This window comes from Leucobacter sp. (assembly GCF_053528595.1).
In genome coordinates this window covers 1-23,569 of the sequence record NZ_JAIVPF010000086.1, presented here as the reverse complement: position 1 = coordinate 23,569, position 23,569 = coordinate 1, and the positions used below count along the sequence as shown (strand labels likewise).

The 23,569-nt window shown below is 70.2% G+C and carries 23 protein-coding genes; 12 read left to right on the top strand and 11 right to left on the bottom strand.

Going from position 1 to position 23,569, the window contains the following annotated elements; translation table 11 throughout:
* The first annotated feature begins 79 nt into the window (after window positions 1-79).
* The gene (locus ACWKZU_RS17285) at window positions 80-577 is read left to right on the top strand and encodes a general stress protein (RefSeq protein ID WP_449283575.1); all 498 of its coding nucleotides are present in this window, start codon (window positions 80-82) and stop codon (window positions 575-577) included.
* A 140-nt stretch (window positions 578-717) separates the two neighbouring features.
* Here ACWKZU_RS17285 and ACWKZU_RS17280 read toward each other — a convergent pair whose 3' ends face one another.
* Together ACWKZU_RS17280 and ACWKZU_RS17275 are read right to left on the bottom strand one after the other, a co-directional pair.
* On the bottom strand, window positions 718-1,095 hold the full coding sequence (locus ACWKZU_RS17280) for a hypothetical protein (protein WP_449283574.1): 378 nt from the start codon (window positions 1,093-1,095) through the stop codon (window positions 718-720).
* Between the two features lie 120 nt (window positions 1,096-1,215).
* On the bottom strand, window positions 1,216-5,322 hold the full coding sequence (locus ACWKZU_RS17275; protein ID WP_449283573.1) for a DUF3418 domain-containing protein: 4,107 nt from the start codon (window positions 5,320-5,322) through the stop codon (window positions 1,216-1,218).
* 225 nt (window positions 5,323-5,547) lie between these two features.
* On the opposite strand from ACWKZU_RS17275, the gene ACWKZU_RS17270 reads away from it, so the two are divergent.
* The 8 genes from ACWKZU_RS17270 to argG all read left to right on the top strand — a co-directional run bounded on the left by ACWKZU_RS17270 (window position 5,548) and on the right by argG (window position 13,199).
* A complete protein-coding gene (locus tag ACWKZU_RS17270) occupies window positions 5,548-6,033 on the top strand; it encodes a hypothetical protein (RefSeq protein WP_449283572.1) in 486 nt (161 codons plus the stop codon).
* A 5-nt stretch (window positions 6,034-6,038) separates the two neighbouring features.
* The gene (locus tag ACWKZU_RS17265) at window positions 6,039-6,815 is read left to right on the top strand and encodes an ATP-binding cassette domain-containing protein (protein WP_449283571.1); all 777 of its coding nucleotides are present in this window, start codon (window positions 6,039-6,041) and stop codon (window positions 6,813-6,815) included.
* On the top strand, window positions 6,812-8,026 hold the full coding sequence (locus tag ACWKZU_RS17260; RefSeq protein ID WP_449283570.1) for a hypothetical protein: 1,215 nt from the start codon (window positions 6,812-6,814) through the stop codon (window positions 8,024-8,026). Before ACWKZU_RS17265 ends, ACWKZU_RS17260 begins: the two co-directional genes overlap by 4 nt.
* Before the next feature lie 62 nt (window positions 8,027-8,088).
* A complete protein-coding gene (locus tag ACWKZU_RS17255) occupies window positions 8,089-8,628 on the top strand; it encodes a hypothetical protein (protein ID WP_449283569.1) in 540 nt (179 codons plus the stop codon).
* Window positions 8,625-9,767 (top strand): hypothetical protein, encoded by a 1,143-nt coding sequence (locus ACWKZU_RS17250; protein ID WP_449283568.1) that lies wholly within the window; start codon window positions 8,625-8,627, stop codon window positions 9,765-9,767. The genes ACWKZU_RS17255 and ACWKZU_RS17250 overlap by 4 nt, the downstream gene beginning before the upstream one ends.
* An 89-nt stretch (window positions 9,768-9,856) precedes the next feature.
* Window positions 9,857-10,714, top strand: coding sequence for an aldo/keto reductase (locus tag ACWKZU_RS17245; RefSeq protein ID WP_449283567.1), 858 nt, complete (start codon window positions 9,857-9,859; stop codon window positions 10,712-10,714).
* 44 nt (window positions 10,715-10,758) lie between these two features.
* The gene (locus ACWKZU_RS17240) at window positions 10,759-11,745 is read left to right on the top strand and encodes a malate dehydrogenase (RefSeq protein WP_449283566.1); all 987 of its coding nucleotides are present in this window, start codon (window positions 10,759-10,761) and stop codon (window positions 11,743-11,745) included.
* A 32-nt stretch (window positions 11,746-11,777) separates the two neighbouring features.
* The gene (argG, locus tag ACWKZU_RS17235; protein WP_449283565.1) at window positions 11,778-13,199 is read left to right on the top strand and encodes an argininosuccinate synthase; all 1,422 of its coding nucleotides are present in this window, start codon (window positions 11,778-11,780) and stop codon (window positions 13,197-13,199) included.
* A gap of 259 nt (window positions 13,200-13,458) precedes the next feature.
* On the opposite strand, the gene ACWKZU_RS17230 is transcribed toward argG, so the two are convergent.
* Complete coding sequence (locus ACWKZU_RS17230; protein WP_017884807.1) at window positions 13,459-13,707, bottom strand: WhiB family transcriptional regulator; 249 nt, start codon at window positions 13,705-13,707, stop codon at window positions 13,459-13,461.
* A 198-nt stretch (window positions 13,708-13,905) separates the two neighbouring features.
* Here ACWKZU_RS17230 and ACWKZU_RS17225 point away from each other — a divergent pair, with 198 nt between their 5' ends.
* Window positions 13,906-14,328, top strand: coding sequence for a hypothetical protein (locus ACWKZU_RS17225; RefSeq protein ID WP_449283564.1), 423 nt, complete (start codon window positions 13,906-13,908; stop codon window positions 14,326-14,328).
* Here the strand turns inward: ACWKZU_RS17225 and ACWKZU_RS17220 are convergent.
* The 3 genes from ACWKZU_RS17220 to aroA all read right to left on the bottom strand — a co-directional run bounded on the left by ACWKZU_RS17220 (window position 14,325) and on the right by aroA (window position 17,498).
* Complete coding sequence (locus ACWKZU_RS17220) at window positions 14,325-14,804, bottom strand: peroxiredoxin (RefSeq protein ID WP_449283563.1); 480 nt, start codon at window positions 14,802-14,804, stop codon at window positions 14,325-14,327. The two genes, ACWKZU_RS17225 and ACWKZU_RS17220, sit on opposite strands and share 4 nt — an antisense overlap.
* Window positions 14,805-14,892: 88 nt before the next feature.
* Window positions 14,893-15,951: a ribosome small subunit-dependent GTPase A gene (gene rsgA / locus ACWKZU_RS17215; RefSeq protein WP_449283562.1), complete on the bottom strand. Its 1,059-nt coding sequence runs from the start codon at window positions 15,949-15,951 to the stop codon at window positions 14,893-14,895.
* Window positions 15,948-17,498, bottom strand: a complete 1,551-nt coding sequence (gene aroA, locus ACWKZU_RS17210) for a 3-phosphoshikimate 1-carboxyvinyltransferase (RefSeq protein WP_449283561.1) — start codon at window positions 17,496-17,498, stop codon at window positions 15,948-15,950. The genes rsgA and aroA overlap by 4 nt, the downstream gene beginning before the upstream one ends.
* Window positions 17,499-17,695: 197 nt before the next feature.
* On the opposite strand from aroA, the gene ACWKZU_RS17205 reads away from it, so the two are divergent.
* Window positions 17,696-18,340: a sigma-70 family RNA polymerase sigma factor gene (locus ACWKZU_RS17205; protein WP_449283560.1), complete on the top strand. Its 645-nt coding sequence runs from the start codon at window positions 17,696-17,698 to the stop codon at window positions 18,338-18,340.
* Complete coding sequence (locus tag ACWKZU_RS17200) at window positions 18,337-18,585, top strand: anti-sigma factor family protein (RefSeq protein WP_449283559.1); 249 nt, start codon at window positions 18,337-18,339, stop codon at window positions 18,583-18,585. Before ACWKZU_RS17205 ends, ACWKZU_RS17200 begins: the two co-directional genes overlap by 4 nt.
* An 80-nt stretch (window positions 18,586-18,665) precedes the next feature.
* Here the strand turns inward: ACWKZU_RS17200 and ACWKZU_RS17195 are convergent, their stop codons facing one another.
* The 5 genes from ACWKZU_RS17195 to ACWKZU_RS17175 all read right to left on the bottom strand — a co-directional run bounded on the left by ACWKZU_RS17195 (window position 18,666) and on the right by ACWKZU_RS17175 (window position 23,568).
* Window positions 18,666-19,388 carry a tyrosine-protein phosphatase gene (locus ACWKZU_RS17195; RefSeq protein ID WP_449283558.1) on the bottom strand — a complete coding sequence of 241 codons (723 nt, stop codon included), beginning with the start codon at window positions 19,386-19,388 and terminating at the stop codon, window positions 18,666-18,668.
* 91 nt (window positions 19,389-19,479) lie between these two features.
* Window positions 19,480-21,027 (bottom strand): ABC transporter substrate-binding protein, encoded by a 1,548-nt coding sequence (locus ACWKZU_RS17190; protein WP_449283557.1) that lies wholly within the window; start codon window positions 21,025-21,027, stop codon window positions 19,480-19,482.
* A gap of 294 nt (window positions 21,028-21,321) precedes the next feature.
* On the bottom strand, window positions 21,322-22,236 hold the full coding sequence (locus tag ACWKZU_RS17185) for an alpha/beta fold hydrolase (protein ID WP_449283556.1): 915 nt from the start codon (window positions 22,234-22,236) through the stop codon (window positions 21,322-21,324).
* Window positions 22,229-22,657 (bottom strand): Fe-S oxidoreductase, encoded by a 429-nt coding sequence (locus ACWKZU_RS17180; protein WP_449283555.1) that lies wholly within the window; start codon window positions 22,655-22,657, stop codon window positions 22,229-22,231. Before ACWKZU_RS17180 ends, ACWKZU_RS17185 begins: the two co-directional genes overlap by 8 nt.
* Before the next feature lie 38 nt (window positions 22,658-22,695).
* Window positions 22,696-23,568: an arginase family protein gene (locus ACWKZU_RS17175; RefSeq protein ID WP_449283554.1), complete on the bottom strand. Its 873-nt coding sequence runs from the start codon at window positions 23,566-23,568 to the stop codon at window positions 22,696-22,698.
* Window position 23,569: the final 1 nt, after the last annotated feature.

Here is a 23,569-nt window from a genome sequence, read left to right as displayed (position 1 = left end):
CGCAGACGCTTCGGGGCGGTTCGCCACCCGCGGAATCCCCGTGCCGCCGCGGCGGGCGCCGAAGTGGGAGAATCGGGGTATGAGTACTCCAGGCCCCCTCCGTTCTTCGCGCGTGCCGCTGATGCCCGAGATCCCGAAGGGGGAGATCGTCTCCACCTACGACCGCTACGAGCACGCCAAGCACGCGGTCGACGTGCTCGCGCGCGCGAGCTTCCCGGTGCAGCAGATCAGCATCGTGGGCAACGACGTGCGCAGTGTGGAGCGCGTCACCGGACGCCTCACCTACGGCCGCGTCGCACTGATGGGCGCGCTCTCCGGCGCCTATCTCGGCCTGTTCCTCGGCATCCTGCTGTTCATCTTCCAGCCCGACAACACGGCGATCTTCGGCGTGTTCATCGCCGCTGTGGTGATCGGCGCCGGCTTCGGCATGCTCTTCGGCGTGCTCTCGTACGCCATGAACCGCAACCGCCGCGACTTCTCGTCGGTCATGCAGATGGTGGCCACCCGATACGACCTCGTGACCGAGGCGGAGCTCGTGCACCAGGCGCGCCAGATCCTGGTGAATTCGACGAAGTAGGGATCCGGACGGCCGGGGCGGGGCCCGAACGGCCGGCGGAGGGATCCGGAGGGCCGGGGCAGGGATCCACGGCTCCGAAGAGACGGAACCGCTCGGGGTCGCTGCGCTCCGCCCCCGGAGTCCGGGCCGTTCCGCGACCGTCAGCCGTTGCAGACGGGGTCCGCGCCCACCTGGATGACCTGCATGTCGGCGGCGAGCGTCACCGCGTGCCCGGCGTTCCCATCCCGGAGCGTCTCGACGAGCTCGTCCATGCGGTCCAGGAGCGCGTCTCGCGCATCCGCGAGCCCGGGCGGCATCTCCGCCTCGCGCACACCCGGAACGAGTTTCTCGACCTCCTCGGCCGCCGCCGCGAAGTCCGCCCCGTCCGCGGCGTCGTCGTGGGCGACCGACGCGACCTCGATCACGACCCGATCGACCGCGTCGTCGATCGCCGAGCAGGCGCTGTCGAGGGACGGGGCACCGCACCCGGACAGGGTGATCACACCCAGGAGGGCCAGTCCGGCCGCTGCGATTCGCATGCCCCGACTCTACCGAAGCGGACCGTCGGCGTCCGGCACCGGTCCCACCCCACCCCATCCCGGGTGAGGGAGAGGAACGCGGACGAGCCCGGGGCGGTGCTCGCCGCTCGAAGCCGCGCGCTATTCCGCCCGCAGCGCCTTCTGGATGCGCTGCAGCGACACCGGCTCGGCCGTGCGCAGCTGCTGCGCGAAGAGGCTCACGCGCAGCTCCTCGATCAGCCAGCGGGCGCGCACGAGGTGATCCGGAGTGTCCGGCGGCGGCGGGATCGAGCCGCCGGCCTCCTCGAAGAGGGCGAGCGCCCGGTCCACCTCGTTCTGCCAGGCCCGGTCGCGCCCGGGGTTCTCGGTGAGAGCCCGCATGCGCAGCTGCACGGCCTCGAGATACACCGGCAGCCGCGACAGCTGCGCGAGCCCGGTGCGGGAGACGAAGCCGTCGAAGACGAGGCCGTCCACCTGCGCGGCGGCCCCGGCCACCTGCGCGAGCACCTGGATCGACTTCGCGCCGTCGATCGCCTTGCGGGCGAGGCGCGCGGCGTCGAGCACCCGCGCGGTCAGCGCGATCGCCGCGTAGATCTCGTCGATGAGGGATCGCGCGTACTCGTCGGCGATGGACGCGAAGACCGCGGCGCTCCAGACCAGCCCGTCGGGGGCATGGCGGCGGATCGCCCGGTCGGCGACCGCGAGCGACACGTCCGCGATGGCGGCGTCGAGGGTGCGGTACGGGCCCGCGCCGAGCAGCAGCTTCTCCTGGTTGGAGAGGTGCTCGCGCACGTAGCTCGCCGGCGAGGGCGAGCTCAGCGTCAGCAGGCGTCGGATCCCGCGCCGCGACAGGCGCGCCTGCTCGGCCGCGTCGGCGACGAGCACCAGGTCGACGCTCGTGCGCCGGTCGACGATCGCAGGGTACGCGCGCACCACGCCGGCGCCGGCGCCCCCGCGGCCCTTCGCATAGGCGGTGTCGACGTGCCGGGGCAGCTCGCCGAAATCCCAGCCGGTGGCGCCCGTGCGCTCCAGCTCGCTCTTCGGCAGCGCCGCCGCGGCCACCTTCGCCACTCCCTGGGCGGCGCGGTCCTTGTGGGCCGTCTGCAGCTGCGTCAGATCCTTGCCGGCCCCCACGGTGCGTCCGCGCCCGTCGACCACGCGGAACGTCGGCGTGAGGTGCGCGGGCAGCCGCGACGGGTCGAAGTCCTCGGGTGAGACCGGCACGCTCGTGCGGCGGCGGATCTCGTCGGCGAGGAGGCGGGTGAGAGGCGGGGAGGTCGCGGTGTCGAGCTGCGGCCCCGCGGCCTCGAGCAGCGTGCGCGCCCAGTCGGCGGCGGGCACGACGTGCTTGCGGATCGCCTTCGGCAGCGTCTTGATGAGCGCCGTGACGAGCTCCTGCCGCAGCCCGGGCACGAGCTTCTCGAAGTCCGAGCCCTCGAGCCGGGGGAGCAGCGGCAGCGGCACGTTGACGGTGACTCCGTCGTCCTCGGCCGTGGGATCGAAGCGGTACTTCAGCCGCAGCGTCTGGTCGCCGTGCGTCCACTGCCTCGGGAACTCGCTCTCGTCGACTCCCTCGGTCTCGTCCTCGAGCAGGTCCTCACGGCGCATCGTGAGCAGCTTCGGCTGCTTCCGCTGCTCCTGCTTCCACCAGCCCTCGAAGTCGCGCACGCTGGTCACCTGCTGCGGGATCCTGGCGTCGTAGAACTCGAACACGGCCTCGTCGTCGCCGACGATGTCGCGGCGGCGGGTGCGCTCCTCGAGCTGCTCCAGCTCGCGGCGCAGCTGCCGGTTCGCCCGGTCGAAGGCCTGGGGCGAATCCCACTCGCCGTCCACGAGTGCGTGACGGATGAACAGCTCGCGCGCGTGCGCGGCGTCGAAGCGGGAGAGCTGCACGCGGCGGCGATCCACGATCGGCACCCCGTACAGGGTGACCCGCTCGTACGCGACGGCCGCGCCCTGCTTCTTCTCCCAGCGGGGTTCGCTGAGCTGGCGCTTCGCGAGCGGGCCGGCGAGTTCCTCGGCCCACGCCGGATCGACCACGGCGTTCGAGCGGGCGAACAGCCGGGAGGTCTCGACGAGCTCCACGCTCATCACCACCTCGGGCGGCTTCTTCGCGAGCACCGAGCCCGGGTACAGCACGAAGCGGGTGCCGCGCGATCCCACGTACTCCTGGGCGGGTCTGCGCCCGCCCGCGCCCGCGGCGCCGCGGCCGCGGGCGGGAGCGCTGCGGTCCTGGCGGTCGTCGCGCACACCGAGCTGCGAGAGCAGGCCTGCGAGGATCGAGCGGTGGATCGCGTCGCCCGATCCTGCACCCGTGCCGTTCGCTGGATCCCGCGACTCCGCTTCGCTGCGCGCAGGATGACGGGTGCGCGCTTCGCTCCGCGCAGGATGACCGATGGGGGCGTTGCGCCGTGTTCCCTGGTCGTCCTGCGCGAGTTCGCGAGTCGCAGGATCCACCCGCCGCACCCCCGCGATGCGCGACAGCTGCCGGTAGAGGTCCATCCACTCGCGCACGCGCAGGAAGTTGAGGTACTCCGCCTTGCACAGCCGCCGGAACGCGCTCGAGGAGAGCGCGTCCTGCTGCTCCTGCAGGTGGCTCCAGAGGTTCAGCAGGGTCATGAGGTCGCCCTGCGGGTCGGCGAAGCGCGCGTGCAGTTCGTCGGCCCTGCCGCGCTCGGCCTGCGGGCGCTCGCGCACGTCCTGGATCGTGAGGCCCGCGACGATCGCGAGCACCTCGGCCACGACGTCGTGCCGACGGGCCTCGACGACCATGCGGGCGAAGCGGGGTTCGATCGGCAGGCGGGAGAGCTCGCGGCCGATCCTCGTGATGCGGTGGGAGGGTCCGGATCCCGGGTGCTTCCTCCCGCCGCTCGAGCGAGTCTTCGAGCCGGAGCCCGGATCGGGCGCCTGCCCATCGACTCGCTTCTCCCGCCCGACCGGCGAGGCCTCGACCGCGCCCAGCTCCGCGAGCAGCCCGAGGCCATCGGCGATCCCGCGCTGGTCCGGGGGCGTGAGGAAGGGGAACCGTGCGATGTCGCCGAGGCCCAGCGCGAGCATCTGCAGGATCACGGAGGCGAGGCCGGTGCGCCGGATCTCGGGCTCGGTGAACTCCGGGCGGCCCGCGAAGTCCTCCTCGGAGTAGAGCCGGATCGCGATGCCGGGGCTCGTTCGGCCGGAGCGGCCGGAGCGCTGATTGGCGCTCGCCTGCGAGACGGACTCGATCGGGAGGCGCTGCACCTTGCTGCGCGCCGAGTAGCGCGAGATGCGCGCGGTGCCGGCGTCGACCACGTATCGGATTCCGGGCACGGTGAGCGAGGTCTCGGCCACGTTGGTGGCGAGCACGATGCGGCGAGCGCCGGCCGTCTTCGAGCGCTCGAAGACGCGGTGCTGCTCGGCGGCGCTGAGGCGGCCGTAGAGCGGCAGGATCTCGACGGGCCTGGCCCGATCCCGGCCGACGCGGCCCCGCAGCGCGTCGGCCGCGTCGCGGATCTCGGCCTCGCCGCTCAGGAAGACGAGCACGTCGCCTGGCGCCTCGCGCCCGAGCTCCTCCACCGCGTCGCCGATCGCGTCGAAGAGGTCGCGCTCGATGGTCTGCACTCTCGGCGGGCCGTTCTTGGGATCGGGCCGCTCGATCTTCTCGACGAGCGGCCGGTAGCGGATCTCGACCGGATAGGTGCGCCCCGACACCTCGACGATCGGTGCCGGTTCGCCCGCGGCGTCGGCGAAGTGCGCGGCGAACGACTCGGGGTCGATCGTCGCCGAGGTGATGATCACCTTGAGGTCGGGCCGCCGGGGCAGGAGGGTCTTCAGGTACCCGAGCAGGAAGTCGATGTTGAGACTGCGCTCGTGCGCCTCGTCGATGATGATCGTGTCGTAGGCCGAGAGGTCGCGGTCGCGGTGGATCGCGTTGAGCAGGATCCCGTCGGTCATGAGCCGGATCCGCGTGTCGGCCGAGACCCGGTCGGTGAAGCGCACCTGGTAGCCCACCAGTCCGCCGAGCTCCGAGCCCAGCTCCTCGGCGATGCGCTCCGCGATCGTGCGTGCGGCGATGCGCCGGGGCTGCGTGTGGGCGATGCGCTCGCGGCCGAGGGAGAGTGCGATCTTGGGCAGCTGCGTGGTCTTGCCCGAGCCCGTCTCGCCCGCGACGATGACCACCTGGTGGTCGCGGATCGCCGCCTCGATCTCGTCCCGCATCTGCGAGACCGGGAGATCCTCTGGGAACGAGATGCGCAAGGGGGATTCAGGCATGATGCCTCCATTATCCCGTGCCGGAAAATTCTGATGCCAATCACACCAGAATCCGAGAAGGCGAGGGCGAGCCGTGATGTCCCCCTTTCTGCGGACATTTCTGGATTCGTTCTCGATCTGCATCCCACTTTCTCTGGGGATCGGGTCACTATTGCAGCAGATGCGGTGCTTGTGGGAAGTGCACCCCAGCTCACCATCACTGATCGGTCAGGATGAGGTACTCACATGAAGAAATGGCTTGTTGGTCTAGCCGTCGTCGTGCTCTTCAGCTTCGGCGCGGCGTCGGCTCAGGCGGCGACCTTCGCCAACCAGAAGCTCTCGGTGTACGACGGCAAGACACTGGTGGGTACGTCGACGGCCAAGCTCACGCATGGATTCTTCACGTCAACGCAGAAAAATCACCACACTGCTCAGTTCGACCTGATCGACAAGAAGAAGAACAAGCGTGCGGTGTACGGGACAGTGTCTGGCAGCTACACCACGCTCACCTGGATCAAGATGCCGGGCAATGGGAAGAGCCCGAAGTATGCCACCATCGGAGTCGGCGCGGAGCACACCCAGAAGACCGAGGGTGCGAGACGCTTCACCGCGGACACCGCTTGGAAGCCGAAGCCTCACCATCGCATCAACTCGACCATCACGATGTGCGAGTCGGTCCCGCTGTGGCCCGACATCTGCGGCAAGGGCATCACGAAGAACACGAAGGTGTAGCCCAGGTGACCGCAGACCAGCTCGGCTCCTTCACGCTCAGTGCTGAGAGTCTGAGCTATTCCTACGGCGATCACCCCGCGCTGCGAAATTTCAGCGCACGTTTCGAGCGAGGCGTAACCGGGCTCGTCGGGCCGAACGGGGCGGGCAAGAGCACGCTGCTGCGTCTGCTGGCCGGCACGGAATCGGCGCAGTCGGGGCAACTCGACTTCGATGGAGCCCGTGTCGTCGGGAGGAGGGAGCGTGCGCGGTACCGGGCAGACGTCGGATACGTGCCGCAGGATCCGGAATGGATCGGGGAGTTCACAGTGCGCGACCTGCTGGAGTACTTTGCCGTGCTGCGCTGCGGCAGAGGTGAGGAGACGCATTCGAAGATCAATCGTGTGCTCGAGACTCTCGACCTGACCGGACTGCAGAGCGTCCGTCTGAGTCGCCTCTCGGGAGGTCAGAATCGCCGAGCCTTCTTGGGGCAAGCGCTCGTACACGAACCGCCGGTGCTGATCCTCGATGAGCCGACGGCTGGTCTCGATCCGGTGCAACGAGCGCAATTCCGACGGTATCTCAGCACGGTGGCGGCACATCGGATCGTGGTCGTCTCGACGCATCTTGTCGAGGACGTGGCGCACATCGCCGACACGATACAGGTGCTGCGAGGAGGCCGGGGCGTGTGGTCTGGTGCCCCGGCATTGCTCGAAGAACTGGGCGGGAAGGCTTCGGGCATCGCGGCCTCCGCGGTCGAGCGCGGCCTCCTGCAGGTGCTCGACCAGGACGGAGCATCGGCGTGAGGCATTCGCTCGGGATGTGGGTGGGCGCGACGTGGCTGGTCGCAGCACTCACATTGCTTTTCACCATCGACGGCAGGGCGGTCTACAGCTCCGCATGGGTGATCGATGTCGTCGTTTCATTGAGCGTGGTTCTCTGGCCGGTGGTGTTGGGCGCGAGCGCTGCCGATAGCGTACGCCTGTTTCGCGCGAGTGGATCGCGCGAGTTGATCAGTGCTTTGCCCACGCGGCTGGCGTGGCGCATGCTCGCTCGACGAGCGTGCACCACGGCGCTCTGGGTGACAGTGGGGATGCTCATAGCCCTCGTGGCGGGGTTGGGACTGGCGCTGCTGCGAGGATCGAGTCCGACACCGAGCGCGGCACTCACCGTGGTGCTGGCGGTCGTCGGCACATCGGCTTTTGCTGCCCTGGGGCAGGCGATCGGATTGATGCTCCCTTGGTGGCCGACCCCGCCGATCGCTGCAGTAGCTCTGTACCTCTCATACGGCTTCGGGTTCGGTGGAGTCGGCGCGATGTTCCTGTTCGTAGCCGCAGGTTCGCCGCTCTCGAACTCGTACGAACTCAGAGCTGAGATTTTCAGCATGTATCTCGTCATGTTGGGATTGATCGCCCTATGGGGGTTCCTGCTGATCGCGGCGAGACTCGTGCGGTTGCGGGCGGTTGCCGTTGTCTTGGCCATGGGCGCGGCCGCGACGTTGGCTGGCGGAGGGATGACGATCATTCGACACGAGGGCGACGGGGTGTTCGACTACCTCTCTGCGGACGAGCGGTCCTGCGCAGAGATAGCGGGTGGTTCCTCGCGAGTGTGCGTCTCCCAGGAACAGAGTCGCCGGGTGTACGAAGTGGCTGAGATGCTGGCGCCGCTCGACGCGAGAGTTCGGGCTCTCAGTCCTGAGACGGACGCGATCAGCTATTCACCATTCACGTTCGGTTCGAAAACGGACATATTCTTCGAGCCTCCTCTCGGCCAGACCGGGTTCGAGAGAAGCGATGTCGCCATGATGATCGTGCATTCGCTCGCTGACTGCGCCGAACCCCTCCCGCTGACGGATGAAGTCGACATCGCCATGAGCGTTGTGGCGACCTGGATCGTGCCCGAGTTCTCGGGCGAGGGCATGCTGGTCGCGACGGCCGACTTCTCGAATGGGCCGCCGACGCTCGCGGAGGCCGAGGAAGCCCTGCGGTACCTGCGTCAGTGCCAGGAGGTGGAATGAGGCGGGGCGGCTGGTTGTTTCTGCGCAGCCGGAGGTTTCCTCTGATCCTCGGGCTTACGGGCATGACTCTGCTCTTGACCGGCTCAGCCTCCGGCATGCTTCGCGATTCCCTCGTCACGGCGGACTGGGCGACTGTGCCGCTGCTCTCGGCTGCAGCATTTCCGGGCGTAGCCTGGGCGATCATCGGGGTGTCTCCCGGCAGAGCGCTCGAGCGCGCCCTTCCCGGTGCCCGGCTTGCAGTGTATCGACTGATGTTGTTCGGCCTGACCTCGGCCGCCTGCATGCTGGCCGTCATTGCCGCCGTCGCTCCGCGTTCGGTGATGGAGACCGAGCCGATCGCGGTGTACCGGAATGTGTTGTTCGGCCTGGGAGCCGGAGCGGTGAGTGCGGTGCTGCTGCCGCGACATATCTCCTGGGCTCCACTGCTGAGCTATGCCGCGCTGAACTGGACGATCGGCACCAGCACCTCTTGGGGTACCGCGCGTGCCTGGGCGCTGCTCAATGCCGATGCCGGCTCTTTGCCCGCTGCTGGAGGTACCGCGGCGATGTTCGTGGCGGGTGCGGCGGTGTATGCGCGGTTCGATGGAAAGGGGAACAGATGAGGAACTGCGATGCGTCGCAAGCGCGGCGCCTCGACCGAGGATCGTCCGGCTCGTCGCGCTGGATCAGCGCAACGATCTCCATCGCCGCGCTGATCGCGTCGACCGTTGCTTGTGCATCGGCCGAACCGGATGTGCTGCCGGTCACCGACTCGCAATTGCGTGAGTATCTCGGGGTCATTGAGGCGGCGGCGCAAGATGCGGGACCGGAGTCGATCGTGCGTCGCAGTGTGCAACGGGAGGAGGCGATTGCCGATTGCATGGCGCAGCTGGGGTTCGACTACGTGCCGACACCCACCACGGCGGAGTCGCAGGGGATAGCCGATGCCGACTTCTACTGGGGCATGGACACTCTGGAGTGGGTGCAGGAGAACGGCTATGGCATCTCGACGAATCCGGTCTACACCGATCTCTTGACGGACCCGGGTTCGGGTGCGAGGAATCCAGAGGCGGAGGCCGGTACCGACTCGGAAACCGATTTCGGCACGATCGCCGACGCGGACCCGAATGCCGAGATATTCGAGGGGCTCTCTGCCTCGGAGCAGGAGGTCTATCAACGCGCACTCCATGGAGACGGATACGCCTCCGCAGATGAGGAACCGGACGAGTTCGAGTACATCGAGGCTGACGGCCACGGCTGCATGACGGAAGCCGAGGCGTCCCTCCCGATGGATCCTGCCGATCTGCTGATGAACGAGGAGGTTGCCGAGATCTATGCAGCGATCACGGCCATGACTGAACAGGTCGAAGAAGACCCCGAGGTGCGGGCTGTTATACGAGAGTGGTCTGCATGTATGACGCAGCGGGGGCACGTTGATTTCGGCCGCCCTTCGGAGATCGTGACCTATCTCGAAGAACGGCTCGCTGTGCTGGTGGGGGCGCGGATCGACACGGAGGACGGATCGGAGCCGGACGGCGATGAATCAGAGCAGCCCAGGGCACGAAGGGGCGATTCGGGATCCTTGAGCGAACTGACCCGGGAGGAAGTGGCGCTGGCCGTCGCAGACCTGCAGTGTGCGGACTCCACCGGCCTCGACGAGGCGCGCAGCATGGCGCAGGTTCGTCTTGAGAACCAGTACGTCCAGCAGCATCGCGACGACCTGGAACGGATACGACTGGCAGTCGCCGACTATTCGCAGTGAAGTTCTGCGCGAGTGCGAAACCCTCTCGGTGCTCGGGCATAGACTGACGACGAACGCCCGCGACGGGCCTCCTCGATCGAAAGGGAACCATGACCGCGCTGCCGATCCCGAACCTCGCCCTCAGCAACGGAGTCCTCGGCGGTGAGGGGCCGGTCGAGATCCCGCAGCTGGGCCTCGGCGTCTTCCTCGTCGAACCGGGGGAGACCGAGCGCATCGTCTCCGACGCGCTCGAGACGGGGTACCGGCACATCGACACCGCCAGCTACTACCGCAATGAGGCCGAGGTGGGCCGCGCGATCGCCACGAGCGGCATCGACCGCGATGAGATCTTCGTCACCACCAAGCTGTGGAACGCCGACCAGCCCCGCGCCCGCGAGGGGTTCGAGGAGAGCCTCGACCGGCTCGGCCTCGATCGTGTCGACCTCTTCCTGATCCACTGGCCCCAGCCGGAGCGCGGCGAGGCCCTCGGCGCGTGGCGATCCCTCATCGAGATCGCCAAGACCGGGCGGGCCTCGGCCATCGGCGTCTCGAACTTCGAGATCGAGCACCTCACCGAGCTCATCGACGCCACGGGCGTCGTGCCGGCGGCGAATCAGATCGAGTTGCACCCGCTGCACCAGCGCCGCGAACTCACGGCCTTCTGCCGCGACCACGGCATCGCGGTCGAGGCGTGGGGCCCGCTGTCGCAGGGCAAGTCGGATCTGCTCGAGCGCCCGGAGATCCTCTCGGCCGCCGAGGCACACGGCAAGACCCCGGCGCAGGTCGTGCTGCGGTGGCACGTGCAGCAGGGGCGCATCGTCTTCCCGAAGACCTCGCGCCGCGAGCGGCTGCTCGAGAACGCCGACCTCTTCGACTTCTCACTGAGCGACGCCGAGATGGCGGCGATCGACGGGCTCGACGAGCAGCGCAACTTCGGCCCGGATCCCCGCGCGTTCAACGCGCGCTGATCCCCGCACCGCACTCCGGATCGCGCAGGAACGAGGAGGACCCCATGGCGCAGACCCCCGTGACCATCACGCTCACCGGAGCGGGCGGCCAGATCGGCTACGCCGCCATGTTCCGGATCGCGGCCGGCGACATGCTCGGCGCCGACCGGCCCGTGTCGCTGCGGCTGCTCGAGATCCCGCAGGGCATGCGCGGCGCGGAGGGCGCCGCGATGGAGCTCGCCGATTGCGCGTTCCCGCTGCTCGCGGGCGTCGAGATCACCGACGACCCGCGCACCGCCTTCGACGGGGCGAACGTGGCGATGCTGATCGGCTCGCGCCCCCGCACCGCGGGCATGGAGCGCGGCGACCTGCTCGCGGCCAACGGGGCGATCTTCGGCCCGCAGGGGCGCGCGATCGGCGCGCACGCGGCCGACGACGTGCGGGTGGTCGTGGTGGGCAACCCCGCGAACACGAACGCGCTCATCGCGCAGCAGCACGCGCCCGACGTGCCGCCCGAGCGCTTCACCGCGCTCACGCGGCTCGACCACAACCGCGCGGTCGGACTGCTCGCGGCCGAGGCCGGAGAGCCGGTGCACTCGATCGCGGGCGTGACGATCTGGGGCAACCACTCGGCGACGCAGTACGCGGATCTCACCCACGCATACGTCGGCGAGGTCTCCGCGCTCGACACGGTCGACCCGGACTGGGCGCGCGGTCCCTACCTCGAGCGGGTCGCGAAGCGCGGCGCCGAGATCATCGAGGTGCGCGGCGGATCCTCCGTCGCCTCGGCGGCGAACGCCGCGATCGACCACGTGCGCGACTGGGTGCTCGGCACGCCGGGGGAGAGCTGGACGAGCGCTGCAGTCGTCTCCCGCGGCGAATACGGCATCCCGGAGGGACTCGTCTCGTCGTTCCCAGTGGTGTCGCGCGGCGGCGACTGGGAGATCGTCGAGGGGCTCGCGATCGACGCGTTCTCGCGGGGGCGTATCAACGCCTCAGTGGCCGAACTCGTCTCGGAACGGGAGGCCGTGCGCGAGCTCGGCTTGGTCTGAGGAGGCCCCGTCCGAGGCCTAGGATAGAGAGCATGTCCAAGGTTCTTTCATCTCTTCCCGTTGGCGAGCGCGTCGGCATCGCCTTCTCCGGTGGCCTCGATACCTCCTGCGCGGTCGCGTGGATGCGCGAGAAGGGGGCGATCCCCTGCACCTACACCGCCGACATCGGGCAGTACGACGAGCCCGACATCGACGGGGTCGCCGACCGCGCCAAGGAGTACGGCGCTGAGATCGCCCGCCATGTCGACGCCAAGCGCGCCCTCGTGGAGGAGGGCTTCGCCGCACTGCAGACCGGTGCCTTCAACGTGCGCTCGGGCGGCAAGACCTACTTCAACACCACCCCGCTCGGCCGTGCCGTCACCGGCACGCTGCTCGTGCGCGCCATGAAGGAGGACGGCGTCGACATCTGGGGCGACGGCTCCACCTATAAGGGCAACGACATCGAGCGCTTCTACCGCTACGGCCTCATGGCCAACCCGGCGCTGCGCATCTACAAGCCCTGGCTCGACAAGGACTTCGTCGAGGAGCTCGGCGGTCGCCACGAGATGAGCGAGTGGCTCGTCGCCCACGGCTTCCCGTACCGCGACGCCACCGAGAAGGCCTACTCGACCGACGCCAACATCTGGGGCGCGACGCACGAGGCGAAGAAGCTCGAGTTCCTCGACGCCGGCCTCGACATCGTCGAGCCGATCATGGGCGTCGCCGCCTGGCGCGACGACGTCGAGGTCGCCACCGAGGAGGTGTCGGTGCGCTTCGAGGCCGGCCGCCCGGTCGCGATCAACGGCGTGGAGTACGACGATCCGGTGGCGCTCGTCTTCGAGGCGAATGCGATCGGCGGCCGCCACGGCCTCGGCGTCTCCGACCAGATCGAGAACCGCATCATCGAGGCGAAGTCGCGCGGCATCTACGAGGCCCCGGGCATGGCCCTGCTGCACATCACCTACGAGCGGCTCGTCAACGCGATCCACAACGAGAACACCCTCGCGTCGTACCACAACGACGGCCGCAAGCTCGGCCGCCTCATGTACGAGGGCCGCTGGCTCGATCCCGAGTCGCTCATGCTGCGCGAGGCGCTGCAGCGCTGGGTCGGCTCCGCGATCACCGGCGAGGTCACCCTGCGGCTGCGCCGCGGCGACGACTACACGATCCTGAACACCACGGGCCCGAGCCTCAGCTACCACCCGGAGAAGCTCTCGATGGAGCGCACGGTGGGCGCGGCCTTCGGCCCGGAGGACCGTATCGGCCAGCTGACCATGCGCAACCTCGACATCGCCGACTCGCGCGCTCGACTCGAGCAGTACGCCTCGCTCGGCCTCGTCGGCGGCGCGACCGCCGAGCTCGTGGGCGAGCTGGAGAGCGGCGGTGCGGCGCAGATCGCCGACGCCGTGGGCGGCATCGACGAGGACGCCGACGAACTGGGCCTCTCGGCCGCGTTCGACGCCGGCACGGACTGAGGCCGTCGGCCGACCGCGCAGGCGCGAGCCCGCCGGTTGAGCGAGCGCGGTGCTTCCACCGGTGAACGGAGCGCAGCGAACGCCGTCCTGAGCGGGGAGCACCGCGAGCAGTCGAAGTATCGAGATCTGCAGGATCGGGTTTCGACTCTTCGCGATGCTCCTCGCTCCACCGACGGCGGGGCGGTCACGGCGACGGCAAAGCGAAACCCCCGCTCCCTGAGCGTGTCGAGGGAGCGGGGGTTTCGCGAAGAAGCCGGCGTCAGCTGGCGCGGCGGGCGCGGGCTGCGCGGCGCTTGAGCGCGCGGCGCTCGTCCTCGCTGAGGCCGCCCCACACACCCGAGTCCTGACCGGTGTCCATGGCGTACTGGAGGCACATCTCGGTCACCGTGCAACGTGCGCAGACCGACTTGGCCCGCTCGATCTGCTCAACGGCCGGGCCGGTGTTCCCGACCGGGAAGAAAAGCTCGGGGTCCACGGTGAGGCAAGCTGCCTTCTCGCGCCAATCCATCAATTGTCCTCCTCTGTGCAACGCACGCACGCGAAATACATTCGGAGGCCATGTAGCCTAGAATCTCGCGCCGTATCTACCTGAAACGTGGCTGAGAATGCTCACGTCGGTGTGCGCGAAACTCGACGAAATATATAGTTTCACGGATGTAGAAGCAAATCAATAGTTAATTTGCAATTGTCTGGAAAGAGAGCCGCAATGACCTCGTCACCTTCCGATCACCCTCGCTCCCGGGCGGGCTGGGCCGGGCTGCGCACGCTGCTCGGCCTCGAGAGCCTGCTGCTGGTGTGGGTGCTCATCGTGACGGTGCTCGGGGCGCTCGGATCGAGCACGGCGGCTCTGCAGAACCTCAGTCTCGTGGCGATGGCGGCGCTCTCGCTCGCGTGGGTCGCCGTGACGTTCGTCGGGGCGCTGCGAGCCCGGGTGAGCTGGGTGCGCGGATCCGCCCTCACCATCCACGTGCTGCTCTTCGCGGCGGGCACGGGCTGCCTGCAGCTGGCGATCGGCCCGTGGTGGTTCGGGTTCGGCCTCGTCGCGGCCGCGCTGCTCGGGTTCCTCTCCGCGGTGCTCGCCCGGCCGGAGCTGCCGGCCGCCGGCGATGATTCGGTCGTCGCCGGCTAGGCGTCGATGCCGAGGAGCTTGCGCACGCGCGCGACGTGCCCCGTCGCCTTGACGTTGTAGAGCGCGTGCTCGATCCGGCCCTCGGCATCGATCACGAAGGTCGAGCGGATCACACCCTCGATGATGCGGCCGTAGCTGTTCTTCGTGCCGTACGCGCCGAATGCGCGGTGCACCTCGGCCTCCGGATCGCTGAGGAACGGGTACTCGAGACCGTCTCGATCGGCGAAGCGGCGCAGGCGCTCGACCGAGTCGCGCGACATGCCGAGCACGCGGTAGCCGGCAGCGGCGAGCGGCGCGGAGGACTCCTGGAACTCGCAGGACTCCTTCGTGCACGCCGGTGTCATGGCCTCCGGGATGACGAACAGCACGACCTTCTCGCCGCGGAGATCGGCGAGGGAGCGGACGGTCCCGTCCTGATCCGGGAGCGAGAAGTCGGGTGCGGGCTGTCCGGGTTCGAGAATCACGCGTTCCGTCATGGTTCCAGCCTAGTGCCGCGGCGGAGGCGAGCGCGCACCGGCCCACGGTTCGGATCGGGTCACGCCGTTCGGGCGCCCGGCGCCGGCCCTACTTCAGCAGGCGCCGCAGCGACTCCACGCGCGCGGCTCCCGCCGCGTCGAGCCGGCCATCGGCGATGGCCGCGTCGAGCTCGCAATCCGGTGCGTCGTCCTGGTGGGTGCAACCGCGCGGGCAGAGGTCGATGATCTCGGCGAGATCGGTGAAGCCGCGCAGGATGCCGTCGCTCGTCACGTGACCGAGTCCGAACGACCGCACGCCCGGGGTGTCGATCACCCAGCCCGAGTCGCCCCCGGGGCAACGCGGTGTCTCGGCGCGCAGCGCGACCGACGACGACGAGGTGTGCCGTCCGCGTCCCGTGACCTCGTTGACGTGCCCCGTGGCCCGGTCCGCGTCGGGGACGAGCGCATTGATGAGCGTCGACTTGCCCACGCCCGAGTGTCCGACGAAGACGGTGGTCCGGCCGGCGAGCGAGGCGCGGATCTGGGTGAGCGGCCACGCGCCCGGCGCCGATCTGAAGACGGGCACCTCGAGCGCCGCGAAGTGCGCGAGAAAGGGTTCGGGATCGGCGAGGTCGATCTTCGTGATGCAGATGAGGGGCTGGATCCCCGCGTCGTAGGCCGCCACCAGGTAGCGGTCGACCAGGCGCACCCGGGGCTCGGGGTCGGCTGCGGCCACAACGATGAGCATCTGGTCGGCGTTGGCCACCATCACCCGCTCGACGCGGTCGCTGTCGTCGGCACTGCGGCGCAGCACGGTGCGGCGATCCTCGATGCCCACGATCCGGGCCAGGGAGCCCTCCGCGCCGCTCGTGTCGCCGACCAGCTGCACACGATCGCCGATCACGATGGGGGTGCGGCGCAGCTCGCGCGCGCGGGCGGCGAGCACGCTGTGCTCCTCGGCGCGCCCCGAGTCGCCGCCCGCCGGCACGAGTGCCGTGTAGCGGCCGCGATCCACCGCCGTCACCATTCCGATGACGGCGTCCGAGTGCTCGGGGCGGCGCTTGGTGCGGGGCCTGTTGGCCTTGGGGTTGGGGCGCTGCCGCACCTCGTGCTCCGCATATTCCCCGTAGGGAATATCCTCCTCGTCATCCGGAGCGAGCCAGCTCATGCGTCCCCGGAGCCGTCGAGCCCGCCGAGCAGGTCGCCGAAGCCGAAGCCGCCCCCGCTCGGATGCTCGACGACCGTGCCGGCGATGCCGGCGATCCCGAGCGAGCCGAGTGCTCCGCCGGCGAGCCCCCCGGGAAGCGGCGACGGGGCGAGAGCGGGATCCTCGATCCCGAGCATGCGGGCCCACATCTGCGGGAACTGCGGCAGCGTCTTCGAGGTGGAGGCGATGTCCTCGATCTCGACGCCGGGCACACGCAGGCCGATGAGGGCGCCCGTGGTGGCCATGCGATGGTCGGCGTAGCTCTGCCAGATCCCGCCGTGCAGCGCGGCCGGTCGGATCGCGATGCCGTCCTCGAGTTCCTCGGCGTCGCCGCCCAGTCGGCGGATCTCGGCGACGAGCGCCGCGATGCGGTCGGTCTCGTGGTGGCGGATGTGGCCGATACCCGTGATCTCGCTCGGTTCGCCGTCGGCGCCGTCGGTGCCGTGGGCCGCCAGAGCCGCGAGACCGACGAGGGTGGGAGCGAGCTCGCCCGCCTCGGGCACGTGCAGCCGCACCCCGCGGAGGGTGCCCTCGGACGAGACGGTGAGGGATCCGTCGTGCTCGCGCTCGGCGCGGGCGCCGAAGGCGGGGAGCAGCTCGCGCAGCTGATCGCCGACCTGCGTCGTGACGTCGGGCCAGCCGGGCACCGCGACCGAGCCGCCGAGCGCGAGCGCCGCGGCGAGGAACGGCGCCGCGTTCGAGAGATCGGGCTCGATGCGGATGTCGATGGCCCGGATCGGTCCGGGGGCGACCACCCACTCGCCGGCGGCGGGGGAGGAGACCTCGACTCCCCGGGCGCGCAGCGCGGCGATCGTCATCTCGATGTGCGGCAGGCTCGGCAGGCGCTCGCCCGTGTGCACGACGTGCACGCCCTCGTCGAAGCGAGGGGCCGAGAGCAGCAGCGCCGACACGAACTGGCTCGAGAGCGAGGCATCGAGCTCGACCCGACCGCCGCGCAGCGAGCCGGTGCCGTGCACGGTGAACGGCAGTGCGCCCCGCCCCTCGTCGGCGATGTCGGCGCCCAGCGCGCGCAGCGCGTCGAGCACGGGCCGCATGGGGCGCTTCCTGGCGTAGGGGTCGCCGTCGAAGGCCACGGGGCCGAGCGCGAGTGCGGCGAGCGGCGGGACGAAGCGCATCACGGTGCCCGCGAGACCGCAGGCGATCGTGGTGGAGCCGGTGAGCTCCTCGGCCGGGGTGATCCGCAGATCGGGACCGAAGGGGCTATCGGTCCTGATCTCCGCGATGCCGGTGCCGAGTGCGCGCAGCGCGTCGACCATGAGCGCGGAATCGCGCGAGTGCAGGGGCGCGCGCAGCGATCCCGGGCCGTCGGCGAGCGCGGAGAGGATGAGCTCCCTGCCGGTGAGCGACTTCGAGCCGGGCAGCGCCACGCGGGCGCTCAGCGGGCCGTCGGCGCTCGGCGCCGGCCACGGCTCGGCGCCCTCGCCGGATCCCTCGCCCGCGCGCACCTCGTCGCCGTCCTTGCCCTGGTTCATCTTCGCGATCAGCATCACCTCGAGTCTACCCGCCGCTGCTCGCGCCTGCCGAGCTCGCCTCCCTGCTTCGCGCGTCAGTAGTTGTCGGTAAAACCTCGGTGAGGCAGCATCTACTGGCGCGCGGAGGGAGGGCGGGAGCGCGGGCCGGCGCTCGGGGGCTGGGAGCGGGAGGATGCGCCATGAGAGGAAGGAAGGGGGAATAGGATCGGAGTGTGAGTGATACCGCGGCGCAGGCCAGACTGGAACAGCGCTTCACCGAGGAGGCGCTGCCGCTGCTCGATCAGCTGTACGGCGCGGCGATGAAGATGACCCGCAATCCGCAGGACGCGCAGGACCTGGTGCAGGAGACCTTCCTCAAGGCTTACTCGGCGTTCGCATCGTTCACCGAGGGCACGAACCTCAAGGCCTGGCTGTACCGGATCATGACCAACAGCTACATCAACACCTACCGCAAGAAGCAGCGGGAGCCGTATCTCGGCGTGGTCGAGGAACTCGAGGACTGGCAGCTGGGCGGGGCCGAGTCGACGACCGCCACGTCGGCCCGCTCGGCGGAGGCCGAGGCGATCGACCGCACGCCCGCCACGGTGGTGACCGATGCGCTCAACGCGCTGCCCGAGGACTTCCGCATGGCCGTCTACCTCGCCGACGTCGAGGGCTTCAGCTATCAGGAGATCGCGGACATCGCGGAGGTGCCCATCGGGACCGTGATGAGCCGTCTCCACCGCGGTCGGGCCAGGCTGCGCAAGGCGCTCGGGGAATACGCGAGCGAGCAGGGCGTTGGAAAGAACACGGGAGCGAAGTCGGCGAAGGCGGCGGCATCGGCCCGGAGCACGAAGAGCGAGGAGGACGCGCGATGAGCGATTGCGGTTGCGACCAGGCGAAGGCCAATCTGTACGAGCTGCTGCGCGGTGAGCTCTGCGCCGAGGAATCGGCGCCGATCCGCGAGCATCTCGCTCAGTGCTCGGACTGCCGGACCGAGGAGACCGTCTGCATCCGGCTCACCGAGGTGGTGCGGCGCGCGTGCGAGGATGAGCGCGACAGCAACTGCCCGCCCGAGGAACTTCGGGACGCGATTCTCAAGAACCTGCGCACGGCGGGCTGACCCGTCGGGGCGCGCGGCGCGGATGCCGCACCGTGCGGCCGGGCGGCGGCGTCGAGGTCCTCGATGCCGGAATCGCGCCGCTATTCCACGAGCAGCGCGTGCAGCCGCTCCAGCGCGTCGTCGGCGAGGCCGTTCGCCCGCAGATAGTCGCGCGTCGAGCCGTGTCGCCGCTCGACCTCGGCGAGCGCCCGATCGATGGCCCCGATGGGGGTGCGCCCTACCAGCTGCTCGACGAGCGGGGTGACCTCGATGTCGAGCCCTCGCAGCAGCCGGATGTGCGTCTCGTACCACTCGCCGCTGAGGTGCGTCTCGGACGCGGCGTAGTCGTGCATGACGTCGTCGCGATCGACGCCGACGGCCAGCAGCGCGAGGGCCGCCACGGCGCCGGTGCGATCCTTGCCGGCCGTGCAGTGGAAGAGGGTGGCTCCGGATCCCGGCTCGGCCAGCATCGCGACCGCCGAGGCGAGCGTGTCGCCGTGCTCGAGGTAGATGAGCTCGGTCAGCGAGAAGATGTCGAGGCGCTGCCCGATGTGCGCCTCGGCGCTCGGGAAGATCGGGTGGGGGATGAGAGCGGCGGTGCTGGGCAGGAGGTCGGGGGATCGCAAACGCTCCCGGTCGTCACGCAGATCGATGACCCGGACGACGCCGAGGCCCGCGAACTGCTCTCGGCCGAGGTCGCTGAGCTGCGCGAGCGCGTCGGAGCGGAAGAGCGCGCCGGGACGGGTGCTGCCGCCGTCGGCGCGGAAGCCGCCGAGGTCGCGCAGATTGTAGGTGCCCTCGACAGGCAGGGGAGCGGTGGTCATACTCCCATCCTGTCGGCGTGCGGCCGCCGAGGCAAAGCGGCGTGCGGTCCCGAGGTGCAGCGGCGTGCGGCCGCTCCGGCCGTCGGGGGCGTCAGCGCTGCACGCGCACGCCCTGCAGGTTGATGCGCGAGTTCGTGTTGACGTGCGGGAATCCGCTGATGTGCGTGCCGATCACGTTGGTGGGCGTGTAGTTGAAGAGCCACTTGGCCGGCGCGTCCTCCGCCACCAGCGCAGCCGCCTCGCGGAGCAGGCGATCCTGCTCGGAGGGCGCCGTCGCGGCGAGCGCCCGCGCGAACCGCGACTGCACGGCCTCGCTGTCGTAGCCGAAGTAGGAGCCGGGATCCGCGTAGTTGCCGAGGTCCATGGCCTCCGAGTGGTCCACGTAGCTCAGCTGGTAGTCGTGATTGGTGTAGACCTGCTCGAGCCAGACGGGGAAGTCGACCTCCTTCACGGTGATGCTGACGCCCACGTCGGCGAGCTGGCTCCGCACCAGGTCCAGCGGAGCGGTGTCGTAGTGATTCGGCACGGTGACCGTGAGGTTGAGATTCGGCTGCCCGGCCTCCACGAGCAGTCGCCGGGCGGAGTCCGGGTCGTAGGCGTTGACGCCCGTGAGGTCGGCGTAGCCCGGCTCGAGCTCGGTGATGGGTCCGCCGATCGGCTTGCCGTCGCCGTTCTGCGAGGCGATGATCGTGCGGGTGTCGATCGCCCGGCTGAGCGCGGTGCGCACGCGCGGGTCGTCGAGCGGCGCTCTCGCGGAGTTGTACGCCAGGGTGAAGACATCGGAGCTGTCCGCCCGCTCGAGGACGAACCCCGTGTCGTGCTCGAACTCGCCGCGCAGCGGCGGCAGCAGAGCCGTGTGCACGTCGAGATCGCCCGACTTGAGCGCGTCGACCGCCGCGCGCCCCTCGGGGAGGAAACGGAAGACGACCGTGTCGAGAGTCGCGGGCTCTCCCCAGTAGTCGTCGTTCTTGACGAGGGTGAGGCTGTCGCCGCGTTTCCAGCGCTCGAGGATGTAGGGTCCGGTGCCCACCGCCGAGTCGGCGAGGTCGTTGCGGGCGCCCGCCTCGCGGATGAGCCCGGGGGCGTTCGCGAGATGCCACAGCAGCTGCGCGTTCGGCTCGGCGAGGGCGATCACGACGGTGCGGGCGTCGCGCCGGGACACCTCGGGCGCGATTCCGGTGTTCTCCGGGGTGAGCGTCTCCCGCAGCGAGGCGACCACGTCGTCGGCGGTGAGCTCGTCCCCCGAGTGGAACGTCACGCCCTCGCGCAGGGTGAAGGTGTACTCGCGTCCGTCGGCGCTGATCTCGGGCAGCTCGGTCGCGAGCACGGGCACGATGTCCGACACGGTCCCCGCCTCGACGCCGACGAGACCCTGGTACACGTTGTCGATGAGCAGCTGGCCGGTCGCCACCCCGGTGTTGCTGCGCACGTCGAGGCTGGTCGGCTCGAGGATCACGCCGATGGCGATCCGCTGCTTCCCGTCCGCGCCGAAGCCGCCCCGCAGGGCCAGTGCGATCACGGCCGCGATCACCACGAGCACCGATCCGACGGCGATGAGCGCCGCGATGCGCGTGCGCCGCGGGCGGTCGCGTCGAGCGCCGGAGCCGTGGGCGGCGGGGGCGGCGGGGGACTCGGTCAAGCGGGGCAACTCCTCGGATCGGGTGCGCGGCCTGATGCCGCGAGCAGGACGGAACCGTCGGCGGTGCGCCGACCGTGCGCCGGCTGCACGAGCGGCCGCGCGGGCGCACGCCCGCGAGATGACCGACAGCGGTGGAAGCACCGGGGACGCCGGGTGCGCCGAGCGCGCCGGACGCGTCGATCCCGCCCGGCCACTCAGCCGAGAATACGCCTGAGCGCCGCCGGATCTCGCATCGAGGCGATGCTTGTTGCAGGGTTGTTATCCGGCACGGCGTGCGCGGATGCGGCGGCGCGGTCAGCGCATGAGCGCCCGCACCACCCGCGCGAGCTCTCCCGGCACCGCCTCGTGCAGATTGTGCGGGCCCGCCACGGTGACCACCTCGCTGCCGGGCAGCCGGTCGCGCCACTCCTCGACGAGTGCATCGCCGAGGATGCCCGATTCCGCCCGGATGAGCGAGACGGGGATCTCGAGCGCCTGCAGCGCCGCCCAGATCCCGGCATAGGGACGAGGGTCTCCGCTCGCTCCAGCGGGCAGCGCATCGAGGTGCGCGAGGTGGTGCGTCCACTCGAGGCGACCGTCGGCCCGGCGGCGCGTGTTGAGCGCGACGCCCCGGGTGAGGGCGCTGCGGTCGCTGCCGATCCCGAACCGGATCGCACGATCCACGATCTCGTCGACGGTGCCGTAGTCGCGCTGCCCGGTGATGAACTCGGCGACGGCGCCCGCGTCGCCGGAGGGCGAGATGCCCGGCGTGATGTCGACCACGACGAGCCGGCGGACGAGCGCGGGGCGGCTCGCGGCGACGAGCGCGGCGGTGAGCCCGCCGAGGGAGTGGCCGAGCAGCGCCACGGGGCGGGGTGAGAGGCTCTCGACGACCGGGGCGATATCGGGCGCGAGGCGCTCCGGACGGTAGTCGGCGTCGGCGCGCCAATCGCTGCGGCCGTGCCCGGGCAGGTCGAGAGCGAGCGCGGGAACGTCCGCGGCGAGCAGCATCGGATCGAAGCTGTGCGCGTTGAGGCCCGCGCCGTGGAGCGCCACGAGTTCGGGATCGGCGGGAGCCCCGAAGCGCAGCCCGCTCACTCCGCGGGCGTCGTGCGTGCCGACCCGCACCCGCTCCACCGCGGGCAGGGGTGCCGTACGGCCCACCCGCGCCGCGTCGCCCGCCAGGAAGCGGAACTCGTCTTCGGCCGTCGCGGATGCGTCTTCACTCATCACAGCAGGATAGCTGCGCCTGGAGCCGGGCCCCGCGGGCCGGGCGCGCGCGTCTGAGGTAGCCGCCGTCCTCGAGGCCGGCCTCGATCTCGAAGCGATTGCGCAGCGGGTCGCGGCCCGCGAAGAGGTAGAGCAGCGGCAGCGCCAGCCCGTAGTGCCGCCACTGCTCGCGGTGCACCAGCTCGTGCCGCAGCACCGCCGGGGATGTGTTGCGGTCGGTGAGGTAGCAGGAGCCCACGCAGCTGCCCCCGCGCCCGAAGCTCCACCGCGGCATCCCGCGGAAGATCCAGAGCCCCCGGTGCCGCTCGACGCGGCCGATGCTCCAGATGCTGCCCCACACGAATCCGACGCAGGTGGCGTAGAGATAGCCGAGCCGTGCGAGCGGCCACGGACGCCCGCGCCCGCCGGCGGTGCCGGGCATCCCCGGGTGCGGACCCTCCGCCGCTTCCCGCTCCCGGCTCACGCGGCGGGACCCGAGGTGAGCGCGGCCAGGATGCGCAGCACCGTCGGCAGATCGTCGGCTGCGGCGGCGGAGTCGGCGGGCGCGAACTCGCAGATCGACGCGCCGGCGAGCGGCAGCGCCGTGACCGCGGCGCGGATGGCGGAGGTGAGCTGCGCGATGCTGAGGCCGAACGGCACCGGCTCGTGCACGGCCGCGAACTCGGCGGGGTCGAGCACGTCGAGATCCACGTGCACGTAGACCCGCGACGCGCCGGAGTCCGCGAGGCGCTCCGAGATCGAGGAGGCGAGCGCGTCGGGGTCGGGATTCGCCGTGAGGTCGGTCGCGCTCGCGATCGTCACCGGATCCAGCACCTGCACGCCGAGACGCTCGAGTTCGTCGTCCTCCTCGGGATCGATCGAGCGCGTGCCGACGAGCGTCAGCAGCGCGGGATCGATGGGGGCGGCCGAGGCCAGGTCGGGCGATCCGTCTCCGAGCGCGTGCCGCAGCGTCATGCCGGAGGCGGCGCCGGAGGGGGAGGTGCTCGGATGCTGGAGATCCGGGTGCGCGTCGAACCACAGCACGGCGACGCGATCGGCTCCGTGCAGGCGAACGGCTGCTTCGAGACCGGGCAGCGAGGACGCGCAGTCGCCGCCGACGATCACCGGCACGCCGTTCGCCTCGACCTCTCCCAGCACCTGGTGGGCCGCCGCGCGCGCCCGCAGCAGGCTGCTCAGCCGCGCGACGGGTGTGCCCATCGCGTCGCCGGCCTCGAGCGGCACCGGCACCTCGCGGGTGACGGCCGCGGGCAGATCCTCCCGCAGCGTCTCGGCTCCTTCGGCCAGCTGCATGGCTCGGGAGGATGAGGATCCCTGCCACTCAGGCATCAACAGG

What these genes read in the sequence shown, in the direction of transcription:
- ACWKZU_RS17285 (WP_449283575.1), top strand. Translation starts at nt 80, where the DNA reads ATGAGTACTCCAGGCCCCCTCCGTTCTTCGCGCGTGCCGCTGATGCCC.
- ACWKZU_RS17280 (WP_449283574.1), bottom strand. Translation starts at nt 1,095, where the DNA reads ATGCGAATCGCAGCGGCCGGACTGGCCCTCCTGGGTGTGATCACCCTG.
- ACWKZU_RS17275 (WP_449283573.1), bottom strand. Translation starts at nt 5,322, where the DNA reads ATGCCTGAATCCCCCTTGCGCATCTCGTTCCCAGAGGATCTCCCGGTC.
- ACWKZU_RS17270 (WP_449283572.1), top strand. Translation starts at nt 5,548, where the DNA reads ATGAAGAAATGGCTTGTTGGTCTAGCCGTCGTCGTGCTCTTCAGCTTC.
- ACWKZU_RS17255 (WP_449283569.1), top strand. Translation starts at nt 8,089, where the DNA reads ATGACTCTGCTCTTGACCGGCTCAGCCTCCGGCATGCTTCGCGATTCC.
- ACWKZU_RS17250 (WP_449283568.1), top strand. Translation starts at nt 8,625, where the DNA reads ATGAGGAACTGCGATGCGTCGCAAGCGCGGCGCCTCGACCGAGGATCG.
- ACWKZU_RS17245 (WP_449283567.1), top strand. Translation starts at nt 9,857, where the DNA reads ATGACCGCGCTGCCGATCCCGAACCTCGCCCTCAGCAACGGAGTCCTC.
- ACWKZU_RS17240 (WP_449283566.1), top strand. Translation starts at nt 10,759, where the DNA reads ATGGCGCAGACCCCCGTGACCATCACGCTCACCGGAGCGGGCGGCCAG.
- argG (WP_449283565.1), top strand. Translation starts at nt 11,778, where the DNA reads ATGTCCAAGGTTCTTTCATCTCTTCCCGTTGGCGAGCGCGTCGGCATC.
- ACWKZU_RS17230 (WP_017884807.1), bottom strand. Translation starts at nt 13,707, where the DNA reads ATGGATTGGCGCGAGAAGGCAGCTTGCCTCACCGTGGACCCCGAGCTT.
- ACWKZU_RS17225 (WP_449283564.1), top strand. Translation starts at nt 13,906, where the DNA reads ATGACCTCGTCACCTTCCGATCACCCTCGCTCCCGGGCGGGCTGGGCC.
- ACWKZU_RS17220 (WP_449283563.1), bottom strand. Translation starts at nt 14,804, where the DNA reads ATGACGGAACGCGTGATTCTCGAACCCGGACAGCCCGCACCCGACTTC.
- rsgA (WP_449283562.1), bottom strand. Translation starts at nt 15,951, where the DNA reads ATGAGCTGGCTCGCTCCGGATGACGAGGAGGATATTCCCTACGGGGAA.
- aroA (WP_449283561.1), bottom strand. Translation starts at nt 17,498, where the DNA reads ATGCTGATCGCGAAGATGAACCAGGGCAAGGACGGCGACGAGGTGCGC.
- ACWKZU_RS17200 (WP_449283559.1), top strand. Translation starts at nt 18,337, where the DNA reads ATGAGCGATTGCGGTTGCGACCAGGCGAAGGCCAATCTGTACGAGCTG.
- ACWKZU_RS17195 (WP_449283558.1), bottom strand. Translation starts at nt 19,388, where the DNA reads ATGACCACCGCTCCCCTGCCTGTCGAGGGCACCTACAATCTGCGCGAC.
- ACWKZU_RS17185 (WP_449283556.1), bottom strand. Translation starts at nt 22,236, where the DNA reads ATGAGTGAAGACGCATCCGCGACGGCCGAAGACGAGTTCCGCTTCCTG.
- ACWKZU_RS17180 (WP_449283555.1), bottom strand. Translation starts at nt 22,657, where the DNA reads ATGCCCGGCACCGCCGGCGGGCGCGGGCGTCCGTGGCCGCTCGCACGG.